The sequence below is a fragment of the Reichenbachiella ulvae genome (assembly GCF_025833875.1).
Lineage (GTDB): Bacteria > Bacteroidota > Bacteroidia > Cytophagales > Cyclobacteriaceae > Reichenbachiella > Reichenbachiella ulvae.
The window spans coordinates 5,475,374-5,495,834 of the sequence record NZ_JAOYOD010000001.1; the positions used below are offsets into that span (position 1 = coordinate 5,475,374).

A 20,461-nucleotide genomic window follows, 5' to 3' on the forward strand; every position below is an offset into this window, starting at 1 on the left:
TTGTTATCTTTCGAGAAAAAATAACCAAATCAACTTATAATGATCCGATTTATTTTAACAGGAGTTTTTCTTTTTAGCTGTGTTGCAGTTTTTGGTCAAGGTTCCACATTGAGCGATAAAATGGGGGCTGCCACCTTTGCGGAAGTGCAGAGATCCATGGGGATTTATGAAGACGAGGAATTGTTGGACTATGTCATGGATATAGGTAGGCGATTGGAAGAGGTAATGCCCGAGCACGACGAACAATTCAAGTATTTTTTAGTAGATACTGAGGACCCAAATGCCTTTGCTACGGCAGGAGGATACGTGTATGTCACACGCGGATTATTGGCCTTGTTGGACACGGAGGATGAGTTAGCTGGCGTACTTGGACATGAATTTAGTCATATCTTACTTAAGCATAGTGAGAAGAAAATTGGTCGAACAATTTTTCCTAAAGTACTGGAGATCCCAGGTAATCTGGTGGGGTCTATGTTCAGTGAGCTTTTAGGCGCTTTGATGAATAACCCCATAGAAGTGACGGCCAAGACAGTCAATTCTGCATTTGACAGAAGTCAGGAGAACCATGCCGATAAGAGTGGAGTAGAATTGGCAGCTGCGGCTGGCTTTGATCCAAAGGCATTGAGTTCAGCACTGGTCAAGCTCGAGTTTTTTGTGCAAACCCTGACAGAAGAAGAAAGTAGTTTTCATCTTTTTGACGACCATCCATTGACCAAGAAGAGGGTAGATAACCTAAAGGAATTAACAGCAGACATGAGTATGTCAGATAGATATGTGCAAAAATCAATTTTGCCCGCTATCGATGGATTGATTTTGGGACAAAACCCTAAGAATGGTGTTGTCCTGGAGGATAATTTGTTTTTGCATTCCGATTTGAACATATCTTTTCAATTGCCAGAAGGCTGGGGGTCGAAGAATACTCCTGAGTCTCTGACTGCTACTGATAGGAAGTCTGGATCAGGTTTGGGACTGGGGCTGGACGAAGAGAATGAGTCTGCTAAAGCGGCCTACAAGGCCTATGCAAAGAGTCTAAAGGGACAAAAAGGACTCATGTTGACAGTGGATAAGAAAAAGGAAATCGGGGGCTTTAATGCTGTGGAATTGTTGGTAGAGGATGGAAAATCAAATACGACCGTTGTGACATGGATCGAGTTTGATGGTGTCAATGGTTTGATACAGTTGGTAGGTAGTACATCTAGTGAAGAGCAGTTGAATAAAATTCAGCAGTCAATCTCTTCATTTAGATTAATTAATGAAGAAGAAAGAGCCAGAGTATTTACAAAACTGTTGAGAGCTGAAGAAACTGAGGCTTCTACTTTATCAGAGTATGCGAAAGAGAAAGGCTTTGACGGAAATATAAAAATATTGGAAATTCTTAATGGTCAGAGCGCTGATGATCAATTGGTAGACCAGGAAGTGAAGTTTATGGAGAAAGAACCTTACAACTAAATATAGCTCAAAACATGAATAAGAAAGGGAAGTCCTAGGACTTCCCTTTCTTATTTTTTATCCTTTATGAGTAGTAGGGCAGCTTTTGCCTTGTAGTCCAGACCGTCTTTGTATTTGTACTTGTTATAAGAAAAGACCTTGTTGAAGTAGTATGCTGCCTTTTCATAGTCTCCTCGAGATTCGTAGATATAGCCCGTGTATAAACATGCCGACGGAGCAAAATACCAGTTTTCATCCCCTGATTTTTTGATAGCGTTTAGGTAGTGGAAGATGGCTTCTTCTTTTTCTCCTTCCTTGTCGTAGAGTCTTCCATATCTATAAAAGTATTCAACCTCCTCTTTTTCGCTTTTTATACTTTGCTGTTTGATGCCTTTGAGTGTGCGATGCGCAATATCAAAGTATCCACCATCGGTAGCCAATCTGGCTTTATAGAGCTCTGGGTTCGGGTATTTGTCTCTGGATAGATAGTCTGCCGCATTTTTGTCTGCTGCTACGAATTCCTGTCCCGATTTTTGGGCCTTTTCCCAGTGCAACTCTGCTATTTTTTTCTGTCCTTCTAACCAGTAGCAAAGGAAGATTTTGAACCAGGTATCCTTGATGTAATTTTTGCCCTTGTGCATATTCAGGAATCTGGAGTAATACAGTCTGGCCATGTCGTACTCTTGTTTCTGCAGATAGATTTCTCCAAGATGATATAAAATATAAGAGATTGAATAATACTCACCCCCTACGTAGGTTAGTCTCGTCAAAGAGCTAAGGGCATCTTCACTGTGTGAATATTTGATCAGGGCGAGATTGTAGAAGTAATTTACGGCAAGATTGTCCTTGTTGTGTTGCAGGATGTCTTGAAGCAAATCCATGGTGACCTCTTCTTTGTTGACGATGTTAATGGCGATCAGACATTTGATCAAACTGGTCTCGAGCCAGTAGGGGTTTTTGAAATCGATCTCGCTTAATTCTTGCCAGCCCTCTATGACATTGGCTCTAAGTCCAAAATACCTTAATACCCAATAGTAACTTTCGGGCACCACGGCGAAAAGCACATGAAGTGTACCAAGAGATTTGTAATTGTGTTTAAAGTCCGGATGCTCTTCAATATTGTCTTTGATTTCGCTGTAGGCATTTTTTAGTGCCCAGCCTGCTCTCATTTCTTCCTGAAATAGTGTTTTGACTATGGCCCAGTGTATCTTTATCTCAGCAGAATAGAATTTTTTGTAGGGATCATCATCATCTAATTCTTCAACTCCTTCCAGATGATTATCTTCACTGTCTTCATATTTTTTAAAGAGTGACTCGTCTTCAGAAATTAAGATTTCCATAGCGTCTGCAAGGCTCATGGTGTAGTGGTAGTGACCAAGTTCCTCTTGACTTGGAATGATTGCCTTGAGCTGATCTCTGCCTGCCTCGAACTTGAGTTTGAGGATGTTTTGGTAGGCTTGGTAAATGCGCGGATAGGAGTCGATTGACTTTTGTCCAAAGGTAGGAAAATGGCTAAGGAGCAAAAGAATAAACAAAAAAAGGTGAGCATAACTCACCTTTAAATTCTTAATATGTCGACCCAAAAGGTTCAAATTATGCCTTCTTTTTAGTTCTTCTGGCCTTAGTAGGTTTCTTCTCTTCGATTACTTCTTCTACATCTGCCAATACTCGACCACAGTGCTCACATACGATCAGTTTTTTCTTCTCTCTGATCTCAGCTTGCTTTTGGGGAGGTACCACGTTGAAACATCCGCCACAAGCTCCTCTTTTAACAGGAACTACGGCCAATCCATTTCTTACGTTTCCTCTGATTTTGTTGTAAGAATTGAGAAGTCTCTCTTCAATTTTTGTTGAAGCCTTCTCTCTATCTTTCATCAATTTGCTTTCTTCCTCCTCGCTCTCTGCGGTGATGTTGTCTAGCTCGCCCTTCTTATTGTCAAGATCTTTTTGTCTTTCCTCTAAAGCGTTTTTTGTATCGAGGATTTCCTCGTTTTTCGCTTCGATTTTGGCGTGAGCTTCTTTGATTCTTTTCTCCAGGATCTGAATCTCGAGTTGTTGCAATTCCACCTCTTTGGTGATAGCATCATACTCTCGATTGTTTCTCACGTTCATTTGCTGCTCCTCGTATTTCTGGATCAGCTTTTCTGCATCTTTGATGGCAGTTTTGTTGTTCGTGATGGACAATTCTAAATCTTCAATAGCACTGTTGTGATTGGCTACTCTGGTTTCGTAACCAGCAACCTCATCCTCAAGGTCCATTACCTCTTCAGGTAGTGCACCGCGAACCTTTTTAATTTCGTCAAGTTCAGAATCTATTGATTGTAATTTAGTGAGAGCTTCAAGCTTTTGCGCTACAGTACTTTCCATGAATTTTCTAAAAGTATTTTACCGGATTTGTATTCTCCTTGGAGAAATTGAGTGCAATATTAGCGATTTTTTCTTTCAAATAATCATATATCAATTCTTTTGTAAACACTTCACTTTCATAGTGTCCGATATCAGCAATAATGATGGAATCTTCGGCATCAAAGAACTCGTGATACTTGAAATCCCCAGTGATAAATATGTCAGCCCCAGAGGATTTGGCTGTCCCCAATAAAAAGCTGCCAGCTCCACCACATAGGGCTACTTTTTCGATCGTGTCGGTATGAATAAAGGTATGTTTGATTACTGAGAGATTGAATCGATCCTTGAGTAATTGAAGGAATTCTTTGGTCGGGATAGGTGTAGGCAGTTTTCCAACCATTCCCGCGCCCACTTCTTGATTGAGGTTGTTTAGGTTGCTGAGGTAATATGCCACTTCTTCGTATGGGTGTGCTTTTTTAAGCGCACGCAACACTTTGTTTTGTAGATAGGAGGGGATGATTACCTCTACTCGGTTTTCATTTTCCTGATGAACCTCACCTTTGTTGCCTACATGTGGGTTAGCTGATTCATTGGCTCTGAATCTTCCAGTTCCTTCTACCGAGAAGCTGCAGTGGTCGTAGTTGCCGATTTCTCCAGCCCCTGCCTGATGCATGGCTTTTAGTACTTCATCAGTATGTGCTTTGGGTATGAATGTGGTCAGTTTGGTCAAAATTTCGCCTTTGGGTGCCAAAATTTGACATTGCTCCAGGCCTATTTTTTTGGCAATTTTATAATTGACTCCTGTCTGGACATTGTCCAAGTTGGTATGGATGCTGAAAATCGCAATGTCATTTTTGATGGCCTGAATGACAGTACGTTCCACATAGTTTTTTCCTGTCAGGCTTTTTAATCCTTTGAAAACAATGGGGTGATGGGCTACTATCATGTTGCAACCTTGTTCTATGGCTTCTCTGACCACTGCTTCTGTACAATCTAGTGAGATGAGGACGCCTTTTAGTTCCTGATTGGGATCACCCGTGATCAATCTCGAATTGTCATAAGATTCCTGATAGGCTGGAGGTGCCCATTGATTTAGTATTCCTATTACTTCGCTGATTTTCATTTTGCTTCAGTGATTAAGTATCGCTTCAAATCTAAAACTTTTCAGATGCATCCACCTAGTTTTGCGGTGATGGAATGGATAGCGAAAATGTTATTGTTGCCTTTTACATGGATTACTTTAATAATGGCTCGTTGGAGGCGTATCATGTTCAAGACGGGAAGATGGAAATCGGTGGAATTTGAATTGCCAACGATTGCTGTTCTGCATCATTTTCGAACCCAGCAGTTATTGACTTATTTGCCTTTTCTCAATAATCTCATGGATGGAGGTTCGATTTCATTTATACCACGTCTTTCCCTTCTGAATGCAGGAGAAACATTAGATCCCATAGACGGTGCAAATTATTCAACCTTGCGGAAGGGAGACTCAAAGGTGATAGGCTATCGTCAGAGTATGGTACTGGCAGTGTCGGAGTGTTTTGCCTTGTATTCCGATATGAAGAGCATCTTGGTCCCAACCAGAAAGCTGAATTTTGAAATCAGACAACAATCCAATCTTTTGTTGACTTCTTCGGAACGGCTTTTTTGGAATGAAACGATGTCTCCAGTGGGAAACAGGCTGGAGCCTTTGAATCAACTCCATTGTATAGATGTATGTTTGATTTTTTATAAGGAGTTAGCGGATTTAATAGCCATTGATCAAGAGGCGAGAAGCTTTTGTGGAAAGGAAACTTTGGTATGCTTTGTGCGGGAATCGAGCGCAATAAATCAGGAGACAATGGAGGTATATTATTCACCAGATGGATCAGAATTTGCAACGGATCGTGATACCTTTGTCCGCTTGTTTATAAATTCGCTTTTTGGAACGAAATAGCTCGGAATTTTGGTTAGAAAAATCTCATTACTTTTCATATTTCTGAATGTTACTCTGGCAGCTCTCGCACAGATTGTAGATGATTCTACCAAGTTGGTCTATGGACCTACTTCTACCCGATACATCACCGTGGGTGATCTCAAGCATAGTGATACCTTATATCATGTGATGGATACTTCTATCCACAATGTAGAGAATTTTGAAGTGCATCGAAGAGCTAAAATCGACTATCAAGATCTGGGGAATAATGGTACCGCTCTGAAACCTATATATTATGCTATTCCTGAATTGGTAGGAAGAACTACGGGGTTTCATGCCTATGAACCTTACGTTAAAACTGTTGAAGACTTTAGGTACTATGACAGCAAGTCGCCCTTCATAACTCTGGGAGCCTACTTCGGTGGAAAGGGTAGAAATATGGTTGATTTTAACTTCTCCAGAAATATCAATCCTCAGTGGAATGTGGGTTTCGACATCCTGCACATTTCTTCTCAAAAACAAATAGGCACCTCTTCGGTTAGGGAAAATCAAGTCAAATTAACTGCGGCCGATATTTATACCTTTTATAGATCCAAAGATCTAAAGTACCATATGATGTTTCATGCTTATTCGCATGATCAGACGGTATTAGAAACAGGAGGGGAGGTAGTCTACGAAGATGCGGATGATCTGTATCAGTACGAAGATGCGAATATCTATTTGCGCAATGCCCAAAGTTTTGACAAACGGAATCGATTTTTCTTATATCATGAGTATTCTTTGAGGCCATTCTTTGAGGTGTACAATAGTGTCACCTACAAGGAAGTGAAAAATGAATACACAGATACGCCATTGACCCAATCGATAGAAGCCCGTTATTATGATCAATATCTGATTCGAATAGACTCTACAGAGGATGCCTCTCTGTACAAAGAGTCCAATATCGAAGCGGGTATCAAGGGACGTGTAGCTAGTCGTATTTTCTATTCTGCTTATGTAAAGAGGAGGGATGTGAAAATGGAGTATAGGTACATTTCGCCATTTGAGAATGAGGCAGAAAATTATCTTGGTGGCGACATCAAAATTCACCTAACAGACAAGTATACCCTGTCTGGTCAGGCAGAGGTGATGCAAGATGGCAATTATTATTTCAAAGGAAATTTCACCAACAATTTCTTGAAGGCTAGCTATATCAGCAGTTTGTATAAACCTGCATTTATGACGGATAGATATTTTGGTAATCATTACGAATGGAACAATTCTTTTGGTTCTACTATCGCCAATTCCATTCAGGGGTCATTGTTTTATGAGTTGCCATTTCTGTATCTAGAGCCATCTGTTGATATATCTAGTGTAGATGAGTATGTGTATTTTGGATTGGATAAGAAACCTACTCAGGAAAGTGATCCGATTTTCATTAACAAGTATTCTGTGAAGGCAAATCTTACACTAGGTAAGCATATTCATCTTGATAATAGATTGGTATGGAACAATTTGTCAGGAGGAGGAGCGGCTGCCATGAGAATGCCTGATTGGAACTACTATGGCAAGGTGTACTATAAGAATATCGTGTTCAATGATTTCATGGAGTTTGAAGTTGGATTTGACCTGCGATGGCAGACAGCTTATTATGCCAAAGCTTATGATCCTATTACTCAGCAATTCCATATTCAGAATGACTTTAAAATGCCTATGTATTTCACCTCGGACTTGTTTTTCGTGATGAAGGCGAATAACCTGACTTTCTTCTTCAACTGGGTTTACATCAATCAGCAAAGAGACAGTGGTTACTTTGCTTCACCCTATTATCCAGGACAGCGGAGAGCTATTGATTTAGGGGTGAGATGGATGTTTTTTGATTAAAAATCAAGAGTTTAAAGGATATTAATAAGCAACTAAGGAAATGGAAAAGACGACTTTGGGACTCAATCTGCCTACAGATCCAAGATGGGTTAACATTGCTGAGAAGGATATAGCAGAGATATTGATTGATCATGCCTATTGTGAGCAAAAAGCAGCATCTTCGGGTATATCTTTGATCGTTACTTATCCAGAGAGAGAGGACCTTGTGGAGATCATGACTGATTTGGTTGCCGAAGAGTGGGGGCATTTCGAAAGAGTGCTGGAGAAAATGAAGAATCGAGGCATTTCGCTCGGTCGCAAACGTAATGACGAGTACGTAGCTGCCATTTCTAAAATTCTGAAGAGCGGTGGTAGCAGAGACGAGCAGTTGGTAGAGAAGCTACTTCTCAATGCCTTGATAGAGGCACGGAGCTGCGAGCGCTTCAAGTTGCTTTGGCAAAATATCGAAGATGAGGACTTGTCCAAATTCTATTATGAGCTAATGGTTTCAGAAGCGGGTCATTATCATACCTTCCTCGATCTGGCTAAAAAGTACAAAGGAGAAGAATACACCATGAAGAGGTGGGGTGAATTCTTAGAAAAAGAAGCCGAGATAATGAAAAACTTAGAAGTGCGCTCGGATAGAATGCACTGATTACTTCTTTCTTGCCGCTCTTTCCCATAGTACCGATTGTCTCCCTCTGATGATTCTGGCAAAGCCCTGAAATACGGAAACATTCATGAAGGTGAAATAGAAAGGGACGAAAAGTGCTTTTACCTTGATCTTTTGAGTCTGAAGTACAAAGCCTAAGAAAGCTAAGAAATAAAACCCCATCTGTAGAACCAGCACGACTCGGTAGAAGCCAGAATCCAGTGCCAGGTAAAAATTTAGAATCAGTACGCCAAGCAAAGCCAAAGGAGTCAGTGTCCACCTCAATACACGATGGGAAACATACTGCCAGCTGAGCCAGCCATATTTGAAAATATTCATCAACGATCGCAATCTCCAAATCGCCTGATGTCCACCAGCTGCAATTCTTATTTTTCTTTTAGATTCCTCTTTGATTGAATCAGAGCTGTTTTCTAGTGCGTAAGCGTCTGGTTCGTAGGCGATTTTATAGCCCTTTTGGGCAATAGATAACGACAAGTAGAAGTCTTCTATTAGTGTGTCTGTATGGATGGTTTCGTAGAGATCTGTACGTATGGAGAAGAGTTCTCCAGCGGCACCTACTACAGAGTAAAGTTGGTAGTCTAGTTTCTTTAGAAAGGATTCATATTTCCAATACATCCCTTCACCTGCTGAGGATGCCTGATCCGAATCTTCCTGTCTTACTCTTTTTTCCCCAGATACACATCCCACTTTTGGATCAAGGTAATGTCTGGTAATGTTGTGTAAGGCCATGGAATTCAAAACAGTATTGGCATCTGAGTAGACGACTATGGGGGTAGTGACCTCAGGCATGACCCTGTTGACTGCATGAATTTTTCCTTTTCTTTCAGGAGAATGAAACAGTCTAACATTGGGAAATTTCTTGACTCTTTCGGGAGTGCTATCCGAGCTACCATCTGTGACTACCCAAACTTGATTGAGTTCAGAAGGATAGTTGAGGTTAATAGCGTTTTCGATTTTCTCTTCGATATAGTCCTCTTCGTTGTAGGCAGCGATGATGTGCGTAATGGGTACTTCGTAGGTTTGGGTAAAGATTTCTTCTTTAATAGAACTGCCTTTGATCTTGACCAGCATATAAAGCACTATTCCATATCCTACATAGGTGTAAACTACAAGGCCGATCATGGCCCAAAACAATATTTCCATTTAGGTGAAAGGTTTGAAATGTTTAAAAATCAAAACTAATACAGCGTAGTGAAGATAATACAATTCTATAGATCTTTTATGAAAAGAATTCTTCGCTAATATTAAAAAAGTCCAAAAATAGGCCGTACTATTTCTTATATTTGTACCCAAGCAATTCAACCTAAAATAAACTTATTTCCGCAAAAAATGAAGAAGGAAATTTCAAACTGGAATAATTATCCAAAGAGATCAGTAGAGTTGGTCGATTGGAAGAATGATGGAGTGGCAGAGGATAAAACTTTTATAGCACGTGGGTTAGGAAGGTGTTATGGAGATGCTGCAATCGGGGATTTAGTATACAGTACTTTAAAACATGATTTAATACTTTCCTTTGATTCTGAAACAGGAGAAATTGTATGTCAATCAGGAGTGTCTTTTGAGACTTTGTTGGATGTCTTTGTTCCAAAAGGATGGTTTCTCCCAGTAACTCCAGGGACCAAATATATAACAGTCGGAGGTGCATTGGCTTCAGACGTACATGGTAAAAACCATCACGTAATGGGCTGCTTTGGAGACCATGTTTCTGAAATTTCATTGATCTTAAGCTCGGGAGAGGAGATGATTTGTAGTCCTAGTACAAATTCAGAAGTATTTGAAGCCACAAGGGGCGGTATGGGATTGACAGGTATTATCAATACTGTTTCTTTCAAGCTGATAAAAGTCGAATCAAGTTATATAAAGCAAAAACAGATCAAAGCTTCTAACCTAAAGGAGATTATTAGGCTTTTTGAAGAAAATAAGGATGCTACCTATTCAATGGCTTGGATAGATTGTTTAAAAGGAGGTGATTCATTTGGGCGTAGCATTTTTATCAGTGGGGAACATGCAAAAATTGATGAATTAGATTCAAAGACTAGGAAAAACCCTTTAGCAGTTAGTTTAAAGGGTAAACTGACAATGCCATTTTATCTCCCTGGATTTGTTCTAAATAAACTATCGATAAAGGCATTTAATTGGCTTTATTATAATAAAAATATAAGGAAAGTTCAGGAAAATGTGGTTCACTATGATGGTTTTTATTATCCCTTAGATTCAATCCTTCATTGGAACAAAATGTATGGTAAAAAGGGGTTTGTTCAATATCAATTTGTTTTACCATTAGAGAACAGTGAGGAAGGTTTGATTGAAATACTTGGAAAGATAAGAGCGAAAGGATGGGGATCTTTTTTGGCTGTATTAAAACTGTTTGGTGATAAAGAAAGCTTTATTTCATTTCCGATGGAAGGCTATACTTTAGCACTGGATTTTCCAATTAAGCCTGGACTTTTTGAATTTTTAGATGAGCTGGATGAAATAGTTGCCTCTTATGGGGGAAGGATTTATCTGTCGAAGGATGCTAGGATGCGACCGAATATTTTTAAGGATAATTATCCCAATGCCAAAAAGTTCGAACAAATAGTGAAAGAGGTTAACCCCAAAGGGAAAGTAAATTCTGACTTGGGTAGAAGATTAGAAATTGTGGAAAATCTCTGAGTTATTCAAATGGCCTAAAATGGGAGCTAGATGCAAGGTTTAACATTGGTATGTCGCCTTTTGTGTCACCAAATGCTAGAATTTCATTGTATTGAGATAAATCAATGTTTCTCTGGATAATCTTAACCTTTTCTTCGTAGTTAACATTTTCGTTTTTTATTTTCCCTGTAAAAGAAGAGTTGCTAAAATCAAGTTGCGTGCTTAGAACATTAATGTTTAATTGTTTGGCCCATGGGATAATCCAATTTTGAGGTGAAGCACTAACAATGTAGATGTCTGTATTTTTCTTCTGTAGTTCTGAAATTTTATTTATAGCCTTTGGACGTAATAGCATTGGAAGTTTCTCCAAGCAAAATTCAAAACAAAGCGCATTAAATGTTTCTTCATTTAAACCATGAAAAAAGACCCATAGGAATGTTTCTTTTCCTTTTGATTTAGGAATTATTCCAATCTTCATTAAAAAGAATATTGGAAGAAGACTTAAGATTTTAACCCAATATAACGTTTTACTTGTCGAAAATTTTGCTATTTCGAATAAGGTGTCTTTGGAGGTAATTGTACCATCAAAATCAAAAAGGGCTAGGGTCTTTTTCATTGAATAAATTAAGTTTAAGTATCGGCATGCAAGTTACTTGTTCAAAATAAGCGTCACAATTATTTCTAGCTAAGACATTAATTCGAATACATATTTTAATATTGTGATTTATATCCAATTCTATCTCTAGATTTTAAATTTTTATGGAGTTATTAACCATATTCAAAGTTCTTTATCGTAAAGTTTGGTATTTGATTGGGTTGCCAGTTTTGGCAGTTATCCTGACCTTTCTTCTAACTTCTGATTTTAAAAAGCTCTATCGATCGACGGCCCAGCTCTCTACAGGTTTCACCATTTCTCAAGAGGTGAACATTACTTCAGAGCGTTTTAGTCCTTATGACTCTGAGGTTAAATTCAATAACCTAATTGAAACTATGAAATCCTCTAGGGTTTTATCTCTACTTTCTTATAACCTGATTATTCATGATTTGGAAGTAGATGGGAAATCTAAATTTACGAAATTGAATATAGAAGATGAGGAGGATATCGCTTTTCTCAACTCAATTGATAAAGGGAAGTTAATTGGCCTCTACCATCAAAAATTGGATTCAATGTTAATTCTAAACACCCTTATTCCAGAAGAGAAGGAGGCTCAGAAATTAATGGAATTATATGAGTATGATTTTGAAACATTGAAGGAAAATATAAACGTTGGACGAGTAAAAAGTACGGACTATGTTTCAATCGATGCATATACAGAAAATCCATTGCTGTCAGCTTACATGGTGAACACCTTATGTAAGGAGTTACTTCGCTTTAATGTTAGGCTTGTCAATACTAGAAAGAGCAATACCGTAGAGACATTTGCCAAATTAGTTCAGGAAAAACGAAAAGAACTTGATTTAGCGACAGACAATCTTCAGAAGTTTAAACGCTACAATAGCATGGTGAATTTTGAAATGGAAAGGGAAAATAAAATCTCTAGAATCTCAGAATTGGAGCTAGATCTTGCGGAGGAAAATAAAAAGCATAGGGCTATTTCATTGCAACTTCGCGATGTAAAAAGGAGACTTTCAGGAGTCAATGATTTAGAGAGAATAACTAATCAAGATGTTGTCGAAATTCGACGTGAAATTAACGAAATGAATGAGAGGTATCGGAACAGTGGATATGTCGACAAAAACTTGAAGGATTCATTAGTTATTTTAAGGGATATACAACAGAGGTATATAAGAATAGTTTCTCAGGAGAATGAAGTTACCAGCTATGAGCAGTTACAGGCGACTAAACGTGAGCTTGAAGTAGATCTTCAAATCGCTGAACAAAATATTAAGGCTTTGGAAGAGAATATTTCTAATGCTAATGTCGATGTGGGAGGGTTTGCTTCTAAAGAAGCTAGGATAGATGCATTGGAAAGGGAGGTAGATCTTGCAAGTGAGGATTACAAAGCCGCACAAGAGAAGTATAGCCAGGCTTTGAATGTGTCGATGGCTTCTGGAGATTCAATAAATCAAATTTTACTAGGCTTACCTGCGACAGAGCCAGAACCTTCAAAAAGAATTATTATTTCTGGAATATCGGGGATGAGTACTTTTGTATTAATTGTGCTGACTATTGTTCTTGTTGAATTTTTGGATTCATCTATTAAGAATAGTAAAAATTTTACAACGCTGGTTGATCTCAAATTAGTTGGACTGCTTAATAATATTGATTTAAAAAAGGCGGATATATACACAATTTTCAACCCAGAGTTCAATGCTAAGCATAAGGCTCGGTTGATATTTAGGGATCAGCTTAGGAAATTGAGATATTTCATTATAAGTTCTCGAAAGAAGACCATTTTGGTGACAAGTATGAAGAATGCTGAAGGAAAATCAAATCTGATCCAAGCTCTTTCTGTTTCTATCAGCCAAAGTCAAATGAAAGTGCTAATAGTAGACACCAATTTTACGAATAACACATTAACCAAAGTGTTAGAAGGGGGAGATCAATTAGAGTCAACTATTGGCGCAAAAGGAGTCTTGAAAGCCGATATGATAAAGAAAACGAAACTCCCAAAGGTGGATATCATTGGATGTAAAGGCGGAGACTACTCACCTTTGGAAATTATGTTCTCCAGAACAATTCAAAAAATTTATTGAGGTAGTTAAGGGATCTTATGATCTCATACTTCTGGAAGGTGCATGTTTAAATGAAAACTCAGATTCAAGAGAATTGTCAGCTTTTGTAGATGGAGTATTGACAGTGGTTTCTGCAAAATCTTCACTTAGTCAAACAGATTATGAATCGATTGATTTCTTAGAAAGCTTAAAAGAGAAAAATTTAGGCGCTGTTCTTAATGATGTGGAAATGAAGGAAATGGATGCCTAGAAACTACTTTTTGAATTTGAAAAAGTAGCCAAATCCATATGGTATTAATAATTGATAAGCTAAAATGGGTATATATACTCCCAAAACCCATCCTGTAAGTAGAATGGCAATAGGAGAGTCAATAGACAGGAATTTGACCATTATGATTCTAACCGCTGATACGATTATTAAGTGCATCAGATATACCTGGAGCGAATGTCTTCCCACGATTTTTAGAAAAGATAGTATTTGATATTTATTCAGAATAAAAGACAAGGAAAATACGAATAGTGTGCCCAGAACAGCTATCAAAGCAAAGAAGTAGATATTCATGTCCTGATGAGTAAGCCAATAGTATTGCGTACCCCAGAAGAATGGAAATAAGATTAAGAAAGGTATAAAGGATTGAAAGAGTTCACTTTTCGATTCATCCAAAACGAAACTTCTAAGTAAATGACCAATTACGAAGAATATCAAAAAGTATAAGGTATCATGAATGAGGCTGTATTCTTTCACAAAAGTTGAGCAGCCCAAAGCTATCAAAGAAATAAAAAAAAGAAGCTTGTCGTTTATCTTTAGAGTTGTATTTAGAAAAAAGAATAGAATGGACACATTAAATAATGCATAAAGATACCAAAGTTGATCAATGGCACGGGGGTGAACTAATAATAAACCAAAGTCAATTAACCCTCTTTCTGCATTAGTGAACTTCGATAAAAGAATCTGAATGCTAATCTGGATGATACCCCAGATCAAGTAGGGGTAATAAATCGTGTTGATTTTATATCCAAAAAAGGCTTTGAATGTATTTCTTTTGGCAATACTCTTGGAAACGAAAAGGCCGGAGATCATAAAGAAAAGTGGCATTCTAAAACTGTATACGATTTCGTTCGCGTTAATAAGCCAGCTACTTACTTCTAATCCGCTGCGTTCAACACCTATTAAAATATGTCTATACACCACCAAAATAATTGCGATTCCTTTGGCATAATCAATCCAGCCAAGTCTGGCAATATTGTTCTTACTGATACCGGTGATTTTACTTACTGACATTGTATATTTACGACTCTTTTTAAGAATGAAATTTGGGCAAGAATAATAATAATTATTGGGTTAAATCCGGTTTTTTCGCGATTTCACAGCGTATTTCAATTCCACTTTTTGGTGTAGGTACTTTTCTCATTATTATCCGAAGTTTAACGAAGGAGGAGATGGGGGTTTGGGCTCTTTTTATGAGTATCACTACGGCGATAGAGGTTGGAAGAAATGGCTTGATCAAGGCTGCTATGGTGAAGTTTTTTACTGAAGCTGTAGATGAGCATAAGAAGGAGGTTTTGAGCAGCGCATTCTATATCAATTTGATTTATACAACGATAGTTCAGGTATTGCTTGTCGTTAGCAGTGGTTATTTGTCAGGTTTTTTTGAATCAGATCAACTTGGTCAAATGATTTTGTACTATTCCATAAGTGCTGTGCTATTTATTCCCTTTTCTCATTTGGAATATGTCCAACAGGCAAATTTGAATTTCAAAGGGATATTTATCAGCTATTTCGTAAAGCAAGGTTGGTTCTTTGCAACTATCTGTTTTCTGATATTAATTCTGGATCAAAATATTAGTTTAATCCAATTGGTTTTATTTCAGGCCATTAGTGTTTTTCTAGGCGCAGTATCATCCTATATTACTTCCAGGAAGTACTTGGTGTATAATCTGCGCTTATCATCAGAGTGGATTTCTAAATTGTTTTCTTTTGGGAAATATGGTTTATATACTAATTTAAGCAATTCGGCTCTTACCACCTCAGACCATATATTAATAGGGGGGCTGCTGTCATCTACTTCAGTCGCCATTCACAATGTAGCGGCTAGGATTACGAATGTGTTTGTAATTCCTTCAGTAGCTGTTGCTGATATATTATATCCTAAAACTGTTCGAGCCAATGAAGATGATGGGGTCAACGCTGTGAAATCATTATATGAAAAGGCAGTAGCTGCTACCTTGGTGCCGATGATCCCTGTGATCATAGTGGTTCAGCTTGTGCCAGAATTTATTATATACCTGCTGGCAGGATCGGATTATATTGAAGCGACTCCTATACTTAGAGTCACTATTTTAGGTATTATCATTTTGCCCTTTCTGAAGCAATTTGGGACCGTGATGAATACTTTGAATAAGCCACATTATAACTTCTACTTTGTTTTATGTATTGCCTTATTAAACATAGGTTTGAACTACCAATTGATTAGTATGTTTGGTATCTTAGGCGGAGCTATTGCGACCTTAATTTCATATGTTATAGGGTTTGTATCATGTCAGTTAATTCTTCAAAAAGTAGGTGGCATTTCAACCAGTGCTGTATTCAAATATACGATTAACTATTACACGCAAATGTTTAAATGGACCTTAACCAAAATCGCGAAGAAATAATATATCCCCCAATTGTTTGTCTTGGATTTACCCCTTGGAATGGTAATTATGCTAAAAGTACCACTCAGTTGATCAATAGATTAGCGAGGAACCATGAGATAATATATGTGGATTATCAATTTACCTTTAAGGATGTACTATACAGATTTTTAGGTAAAAGTGACCTTGATGTGGGACCAATAATCGGTACCAAAAAGAGCCTAAGAGTTGAGAGAACTGATCAAGGGACTGATGTGAATGTGCTTTCCTTACCGCCTGTTTTTCCTATCAATTGGATTGATTCTGAAAGCATTTTTCGTTTTGGACTAAAAGTGAATAGTTGGTTGATTCGAAGGAAAATCAAAAGTGCTGTTAAAAAAATGAAGTGGGATAAAATAGCTTTTGTAAGTGCTTATAATCCCTTCTTTGCTTTGGATTCAGTAGGAAAGCTCAATGAAGCCTTGCATTGCTATTATTGTTATGATGAGATCAGCGGTTCTCCTTGGGCTCAGAAATATGGCGCAGGAGTAGAGTTGGATTATATGAAGATGGTTGATATGATTTTTGTATCCTCTAGAACCCTTCAGAAATCAAAGGCTAAAACAAATCCAAATTGTGAGTTGATTCAAAATGGAGTAGATTTTAAATTTTTCAATGACTATTACATACAAAATGGATATAGTCGTGAGCCGGATAAAGTTGTAATTGGATATGTAGGTAGTTTAGATGAAAGGATTGATTATGCCTTGATTAGAAAGATAGCTGAACAGTTTTCCGATGCTGAGGTAAGGTTAATTGGTAGAGTAGTTTATCCAGATTTATTGGAAGAAATACGGGGAGTTGAAAATATCAAACTGATTGGGGCATTAGAATATGAAAAGTTGCCAAAAGAGTTGTCTAAATTTAATGTTGGTTTGATTCCATTTCTTAAAACAGTATTTACCAAGAATATTTATCCTTTAAAGATTAATGAGTATTTGGCAATGGCCTTACCAGTGGTAAAGTCAAATTTTTCCGAGTTACCTGAGTTTGATTCACTTGTATATACTGGTGATACACATGAGGAGTTTATCGCAAGTGTGGAGAGAGCTCTAGATGAGCCAGATAGGTACTTGATGAAAGAACGTATCGATATGGCATCTTCAAATTCATGGGACTTTAGTGTGGCAAAAATGTCACGTTTAATATCTGAAAAATTCAATTGAAAATAGAAGAAGTAATAAACCAGAACCCTAACAATGAAAATTAATAAAGTCATAATTTTCCTCTCTTTTCAGTCAATTTTATTGATCGGCGGACTTTCGGCACAAACAAGGGAATATCACATTCGTTCCATTGAGGAGCAAGAGAGAATTGATGCATTTGGTGAAAAATTGGTAGATCTTGCTTATCTCAATTATCCTGGTTTTTCTATCAAGGATGAGGAAGTTGCAATTGCTGAGTTAGAGGTTAAATTATCGAAATACGCATGGTTGGATCAACTAACAGTCAGCGCCAATATTAATGAGTCTGTAATAGACCCACCGAGTTCTGATATGGTGCCTAATGTTTATTACCCCAGATATAATTTTGGAGTAAGAATCCCGGTTGGAATTTTTGTAAGGCAGCCTACGCACACGAAAATTGCAAAAAAGATGCATCAGATTAGTTTATACAATCATGAAGTGTCCTGGATGATGCTGAAGAAGGAAGTATTATCCTCCTATAATGATTATTTGATGTATAAGGAGGTATACGATTTGAAAATAGAGATTGCGGAAGAGGCCTATGCAATTTTGATGAATATGGAAGACAAATTTACAAACGGTGAAATTGAACTTGAACTGTATAACAATGTAGCTAAAAACTATAAATTGGATGTCGAAAAATTATTCGCCGCAAAAGCAGAGATGGAAAACGCTAAATTAGAATTGGAGATGTGGATAGGAAGGGATCTAGAAGATGTAAATTAAATCAAGAATATAATGGAATATGTAAGTGAGAAATATCGAGATCTAAAAAAGACTGCTGCTGAATGCAAGGAGTTGTATCAGAATGCGTCACCTTTTCCTAATTTTTACCTTGATGATTTTTTTGATGAAAAAATGCTATCTGAGGTATTAGAGGAATTTCCAGATATGCGTAAAAAGCCTGATCTAAAGTTTGAAACCCCTAACGAAAAGAAATTAGCCTCAAAAGGCGAAAGTAGATTTGGTCCTAAGACCAAGGCGTTTATGCATTATTTGAATTCGGAACCATTTTTAAATTTTCTAGCCGAGGTTTCGGGTATTGATAAGTTGATTCCTGATCCTTATTTTGAGGGAGCAGGTTGTCATCAAATTGAACCAGGAGGAATGCTGAAAGTGCATGCGGACTTTAATAAAAATCGGTATTTGGGACTGGATAGAAGATTGAACTTTTTGATTTATCTGAATAAAGATTGGGATGAATCATATGGAGGACATTTTGAGTTGTGGGACACTGAAATGAAAAAATGTGAAAAGAAGATATTGCCCTTATTTAATAGGATTGCTATGTTTTCCACAACATCTTTTTCTTATCATGGACACCCAACTCCACTGTCTTGTCCAGAAGATCGTACACGACAGTCGATTGCTCTGTATTACTATACCAACGGTAGACCTGATGGAGAAGTAGTAGAAGGGTTAGAGGATCATAGAACGATCTTTAAATATCGTAAGGATGATGAAGAGGCGAATAAATTTGCTAGAAAGCAAAGAGTGAAACAAATAGTAAAACTCTTTATTCCACCTTTGTTAACAGGTGGATTAAAGGAGCTTAAAAAGTATTAGGAATTAGACATAAAAAAAGGAGCTCATGAGCTCCTTTTTTTATATCTACATATCACTACAATAGTTATTCTATTTTATTATTAATCTTTCTGTATCATACTCTTGATTGGTTTTGACCAAAAGAATGACCAATTGAGATTTCATATTAGATATATCCTTTGATAAATCAAGATGGGTATTATTTTCTTCATATTGAAGCTGCTGATAAAAAACACTTTTACCATCTAGGGTGAAAATCTCTAAAGTTACGGTTTCTCCTGTCTCAATATTCAAATTAAGGTTGACAATACCCTGAATAGAAGGATTGGGATAGAGGTTCAAGATGATCTGAGGATTAATAGTTTGGTCATCAACAGAAAGAGGTTGAATAGGTAATGCTTCTACAGTAATAAGGATATCATCAGACGAGCTGTTTCCAGTATTGTCTGTTACTTCTAAAGTAATCACATATTCTCCCGGAACGTCTATGCTTATGGTTGCAATGGCTTGATCAGCTTGTTTAATATATGGTTTGGCAGGTCCTGAACTGATACTCCATTTATACTCTGCAATAGAACCATCAGAATCAGTCGATTGAGACCCGTCTAGTTCAATTGTTTCACCAGCCATCATTGTTACTTTTTCCTCGCTGATTAGAGCAATGGGAGCACTGTTTTCAACTAAGATAGAGATGTTGTCAGTAGCACTCGAACCTAAATTATCTATAATCTCTAAAGTAATTACATATTCTCCTACTTGATCAAATTTTACTGAAGCGGTGGCTTTATCTGAATTTTCAATTGTTGGGGTAGTAGGTCCAGAACTTACAATCCATAGGTACGAGGATATGGTGCCATCTGGATCAGAAGAGGTCGATCCATCTAATGTTAATGTTTCTCCCACTTGAAGGTTTTGAGAATCCGTGCTTATTATAGCAATTGGAGACTTATTACCGACTATAAGGGTGATTAAATCAATTGAACTTGCTCCAAGATCATCGGTTACCTCCAGCGAAATAACATACTCACCTGGGATATCAATGGTAGTAGAAGCTAAGGCATTACCTGCATCTTGGATCGATGGTGTAGATGGTCCAGAACTAACTGTCCATAAATAGGACGCGACCGTACCATCAGGATCCGAAGACCCTGTACCATCTAGAGTCACTTGCTCTCCTATATTGATAGATTCTGATTCTTTACTAATGAGAGCAATGGGGGCTCTATTCTCAACGGTAATAGTGATTAAGTCAGTGGAGCTTAGTCCAAAATTGTCAGTGACTTCCAGAGTGATGGTGTATATACCAGGTGTGTCTATTGAGACGGAGGCATTGGACTTGTCAGCATCATCAATAGTTGGGATTGAAGGTCCAGAACTGATCGTCCACGCATATGAAGTAATTGTGCCATCTGGATCAGAAGATCCTGAACCATCCAATTCTACAGATTCCCCGGTTTTAATTGTTTCTGTCTCTTTACTTATTAGAGCGACAGGTGCTTGATTTACGACTATTGTGATATTATCAATAGAACTAGCACCTGT

At 37.7% G+C, this 20,461-nt stretch carries 18 protein-coding genes; 11 read left to right on the forward strand and 7 right to left on the reverse strand.

Annotated features, from left to right (window positions below; translation table 11 throughout):
• Positions 1 to 39 precede the first annotated feature (39 nt).
• Positions 40 to 1,449 carry a M48 family metalloprotease gene (locus N7U62_RS22545; RefSeq protein WP_264140378.1) on the forward strand — a complete coding sequence of 470 codons (1,410 nt, stop codon included), beginning with the start codon at positions 40 to 42 and terminating at the stop codon, positions 1,447 to 1,449.
• A gap of 50 nt (positions 1,450 to 1,499) precedes the next feature.
• Here N7U62_RS22545 and N7U62_RS22550 read toward each other — a convergent pair whose 3' ends face one another.
• Genes N7U62_RS22550 through N7U62_RS22560 form a run of 3 tightly spaced genes read right to left on the reverse strand, consistent with a single transcriptional unit; the run spans position 1,500 to position 4,897 of the window.
• Positions 1,500 to 2,984: a tetratricopeptide repeat protein gene (locus N7U62_RS22550; RefSeq protein ID WP_264140379.1), complete on the reverse strand. Its 1,485-nt coding sequence runs from the start codon at positions 2,982 to 2,984 to the stop codon at positions 1,500 to 1,502.
• A 37-nt stretch (positions 2,985 to 3,021) separates the two neighbouring features.
• On the reverse strand, positions 3,022 to 3,795 hold the full coding sequence (locus N7U62_RS22555) for a zinc ribbon domain-containing protein (protein WP_264140380.1): 774 nt from the start codon (positions 3,793 to 3,795) through the stop codon (positions 3,022 to 3,024).
• Positions 3,796 to 3,802: 7 nt separating this feature from the next.
• On the reverse strand, positions 3,803 to 4,897 hold the full coding sequence (locus N7U62_RS22560; protein WP_264140381.1) for a Nif3-like dinuclear metal center hexameric protein: 1,095 nt from the start codon (positions 4,895 to 4,897) through the stop codon (positions 3,803 to 3,805).
• Positions 4,898 to 4,942: 45 nt separating this feature from the next.
• Between N7U62_RS22560 and N7U62_RS22565 the strand changes: the two genes are divergently transcribed.
• From N7U62_RS22565 to N7U62_RS22575, 3 genes are read left to right on the forward strand one after another with little or no spacing between them, the layout of a single operon-like run.
• Positions 4,943 to 5,710, forward strand: coding sequence for a hypothetical protein (locus N7U62_RS22565; RefSeq protein ID WP_264140382.1), 768 nt, complete (start codon positions 4,943 to 4,945; stop codon positions 5,708 to 5,710).
• Positions 5,711 to 5,719: 9 nt separating this feature from the next.
• Positions 5,720 to 7,552 carry a putative porin gene (locus N7U62_RS22570; protein WP_264140383.1) on the forward strand — a complete coding sequence of 611 codons (1,833 nt, stop codon included), beginning with the start codon at positions 5,720 to 5,722 and terminating at the stop codon, positions 7,550 to 7,552.
• A gap of 40 nt (positions 7,553 to 7,592) precedes the next feature.
• Positions 7,593 to 8,186, forward strand: coding sequence for a MiaE family protein (locus N7U62_RS22575; protein ID WP_264140384.1), 594 nt, complete (start codon positions 7,593 to 7,595; stop codon positions 8,184 to 8,186).
• Here the strand turns inward: N7U62_RS22575 and N7U62_RS22580 are convergent, their stop codons facing one another.
• Positions 8,187 to 9,347 carry a glycosyltransferase family 2 protein gene (locus N7U62_RS22580; protein WP_264140385.1) on the reverse strand — a complete coding sequence of 387 codons (1,161 nt, stop codon included), beginning with the start codon at positions 9,345 to 9,347 and terminating at the stop codon, positions 8,187 to 8,189. It lies immediately after the preceding gene.
• A gap of 186 nt (positions 9,348 to 9,533) precedes the next feature.
• Here N7U62_RS22580 and N7U62_RS22585 point away from each other — a divergent pair, with 186 nt between their 5' ends.
• The gene (locus N7U62_RS22585; RefSeq protein WP_264140386.1) at positions 9,534 to 10,859 is read left to right on the forward strand and encodes an FAD-binding oxidoreductase; all 1,326 of its coding nucleotides are present in this window, start codon (positions 9,534 to 9,536) and stop codon (positions 10,857 to 10,859) included.
• Between the two features lies 1 nt (position 10,860).
• Here the strand turns inward: N7U62_RS22585 and N7U62_RS22590 are convergent, their stop codons facing one another.
• Complete coding sequence (locus N7U62_RS22590; RefSeq protein WP_264140387.1) at positions 10,861 to 11,454, reverse strand: HAD family hydrolase; 594 nt, start codon at positions 11,452 to 11,454, stop codon at positions 10,861 to 10,863.
• Positions 11,455 to 11,597: 143 nt separating this feature from the next.
• On the opposite strand from N7U62_RS22590, the gene N7U62_RS22595 reads away from it, so the two are divergent.
• Both N7U62_RS22595 and N7U62_RS22600 read left to right on the forward strand, forming a co-directional pair.
• A complete protein-coding gene (locus tag N7U62_RS22595) occupies positions 11,598 to 13,535 on the forward strand; it encodes a hypothetical protein (RefSeq protein WP_264140388.1) in 1,938 nt (645 codons plus the stop codon).
• Positions 13,536 to 13,608: 73 nt separating this feature from the next.
• Complete coding sequence (locus tag N7U62_RS22600; RefSeq protein ID WP_264140389.1) at positions 13,609 to 13,764, forward strand: hypothetical protein; 156 nt, start codon at positions 13,609 to 13,611, stop codon at positions 13,762 to 13,764.
• A gap of 3 nt (positions 13,765 to 13,767) precedes the next feature.
• Here N7U62_RS22600 and N7U62_RS22605 read toward each other — a convergent pair whose 3' ends face one another.
• Complete coding sequence (locus N7U62_RS22605; RefSeq protein WP_264140390.1) at positions 13,768 to 14,796, reverse strand: acyltransferase family protein; 1,029 nt, start codon at positions 14,794 to 14,796, stop codon at positions 13,768 to 13,770.
• Between the two features lie 32 nt (positions 14,797 to 14,828).
• Between N7U62_RS22605 and N7U62_RS22610 the strand changes: the two genes are divergently transcribed.
• From N7U62_RS22610 to N7U62_RS22625, 4 genes are read left to right on the forward strand one after another with little or no spacing between them, the layout of a single operon-like run.
• Positions 14,829 to 16,169, forward strand: a complete 1,341-nt coding sequence (locus N7U62_RS22610) for a flippase (RefSeq protein WP_264140391.1) — start codon at positions 14,829 to 14,831, stop codon at positions 16,167 to 16,169.
• Positions 16,139 to 17,353 (forward strand): glycosyltransferase, encoded by a 1,215-nt coding sequence (locus N7U62_RS22615; protein ID WP_264140392.1) that lies wholly within the window; start codon positions 16,139 to 16,141, stop codon positions 17,351 to 17,353. Before N7U62_RS22610 ends, N7U62_RS22615 begins: the two co-directional genes overlap by 31 nt.
• Before the next feature lie 33 nt (positions 17,354 to 17,386).
• Positions 17,387 to 18,100, forward strand: coding sequence for a TolC family protein (locus tag N7U62_RS22620; RefSeq protein WP_264140393.1), 714 nt, complete (start codon positions 17,387 to 17,389; stop codon positions 18,098 to 18,100).
• A gap of 12 nt (positions 18,101 to 18,112) precedes the next feature.
• Positions 18,113 to 18,940: a 2OG-Fe(II) oxygenase gene (locus N7U62_RS22625; protein ID WP_264140394.1), complete on the forward strand. Its 828-nt coding sequence runs from the start codon at positions 18,113 to 18,115 to the stop codon at positions 18,938 to 18,940.
• 69 nt (positions 18,941 to 19,009) lie between these two features.
• Here the strand turns inward: N7U62_RS22625 and N7U62_RS22630 are convergent.
• Positions 19,010 to 20,461: PKD domain-containing protein (locus tag N7U62_RS22630; protein WP_264140395.1), on the reverse strand; the 1,452-nt coding region annotated here is incomplete at its 5' end.

Bases quoted from the DNA above. Each gene is read 5' to 3' on its own strand.
- N7U62_RS22545 (WP_264140378.1), top strand. From the start codon at position 40: ATGATCCGATTTATTTTAACAGGAGTTTTTCTTTTTAGCTGTGTTGCA.
- N7U62_RS22555 (WP_264140380.1), bottom strand. From the start codon at position 3,795: ATGGAAAGTACTGTAGCGCAAAAGCTTGAAGCTCTCACTAAATTACAA.
- N7U62_RS22560 (WP_264140381.1), bottom strand. From the start codon at position 4,897: ATGAAAATCAGCGAAGTAATAGGAATACTAAATCAATGGGCACCTCCA.
- N7U62_RS22565 (WP_264140382.1), top strand. From the start codon at position 4,943: ATGCATCCACCTAGTTTTGCGGTGATGGAATGGATAGCGAAAATGTTA.
- N7U62_RS22575 (WP_264140384.1), top strand. From the start codon at position 7,593: ATGGAAAAGACGACTTTGGGACTCAATCTGCCTACAGATCCAAGATGG.
- N7U62_RS22580 (WP_264140385.1), bottom strand. From the start codon at position 9,347: ATGGAAATATTGTTTTGGGCCATGATCGGCCTTGTAGTTTACACCTAT.
- N7U62_RS22585 (WP_264140386.1), top strand. From the start codon at position 9,534: ATGAAGAAGGAAATTTCAAACTGGAATAATTATCCAAAGAGATCAGTA.
- N7U62_RS22590 (WP_264140387.1), bottom strand. From the start codon at position 11,454: ATGAAAAAGACCCTAGCCCTTTTTGATTTTGATGGTACAATTACCTCC.
- N7U62_RS22595 (WP_264140388.1), top strand. From the start codon at position 11,598: ATGGAGTTATTAACCATATTCAAAGTTCTTTATCGTAAAGTTTGGTAT.
- N7U62_RS22605 (WP_264140390.1), bottom strand. From the start codon at position 14,796: ATGTCAGTAAGTAAAATCACCGGTATCAGTAAGAACAATATTGCCAGA.
- N7U62_RS22615 (WP_264140392.1), top strand. From the start codon at position 16,139: ATGGACCTTAACCAAAATCGCGAAGAAATAATATATCCCCCAATTGTT.
- N7U62_RS22620 (WP_264140393.1), top strand. From the start codon at position 17,387: ATGAAAATTAATAAAGTCATAATTTTCCTCTCTTTTCAGTCAATTTTA.
- N7U62_RS22625 (WP_264140394.1), top strand. From the start codon at position 18,113: ATGGAATATGTAAGTGAGAAATATCGAGATCTAAAAAAGACTGCTGCT.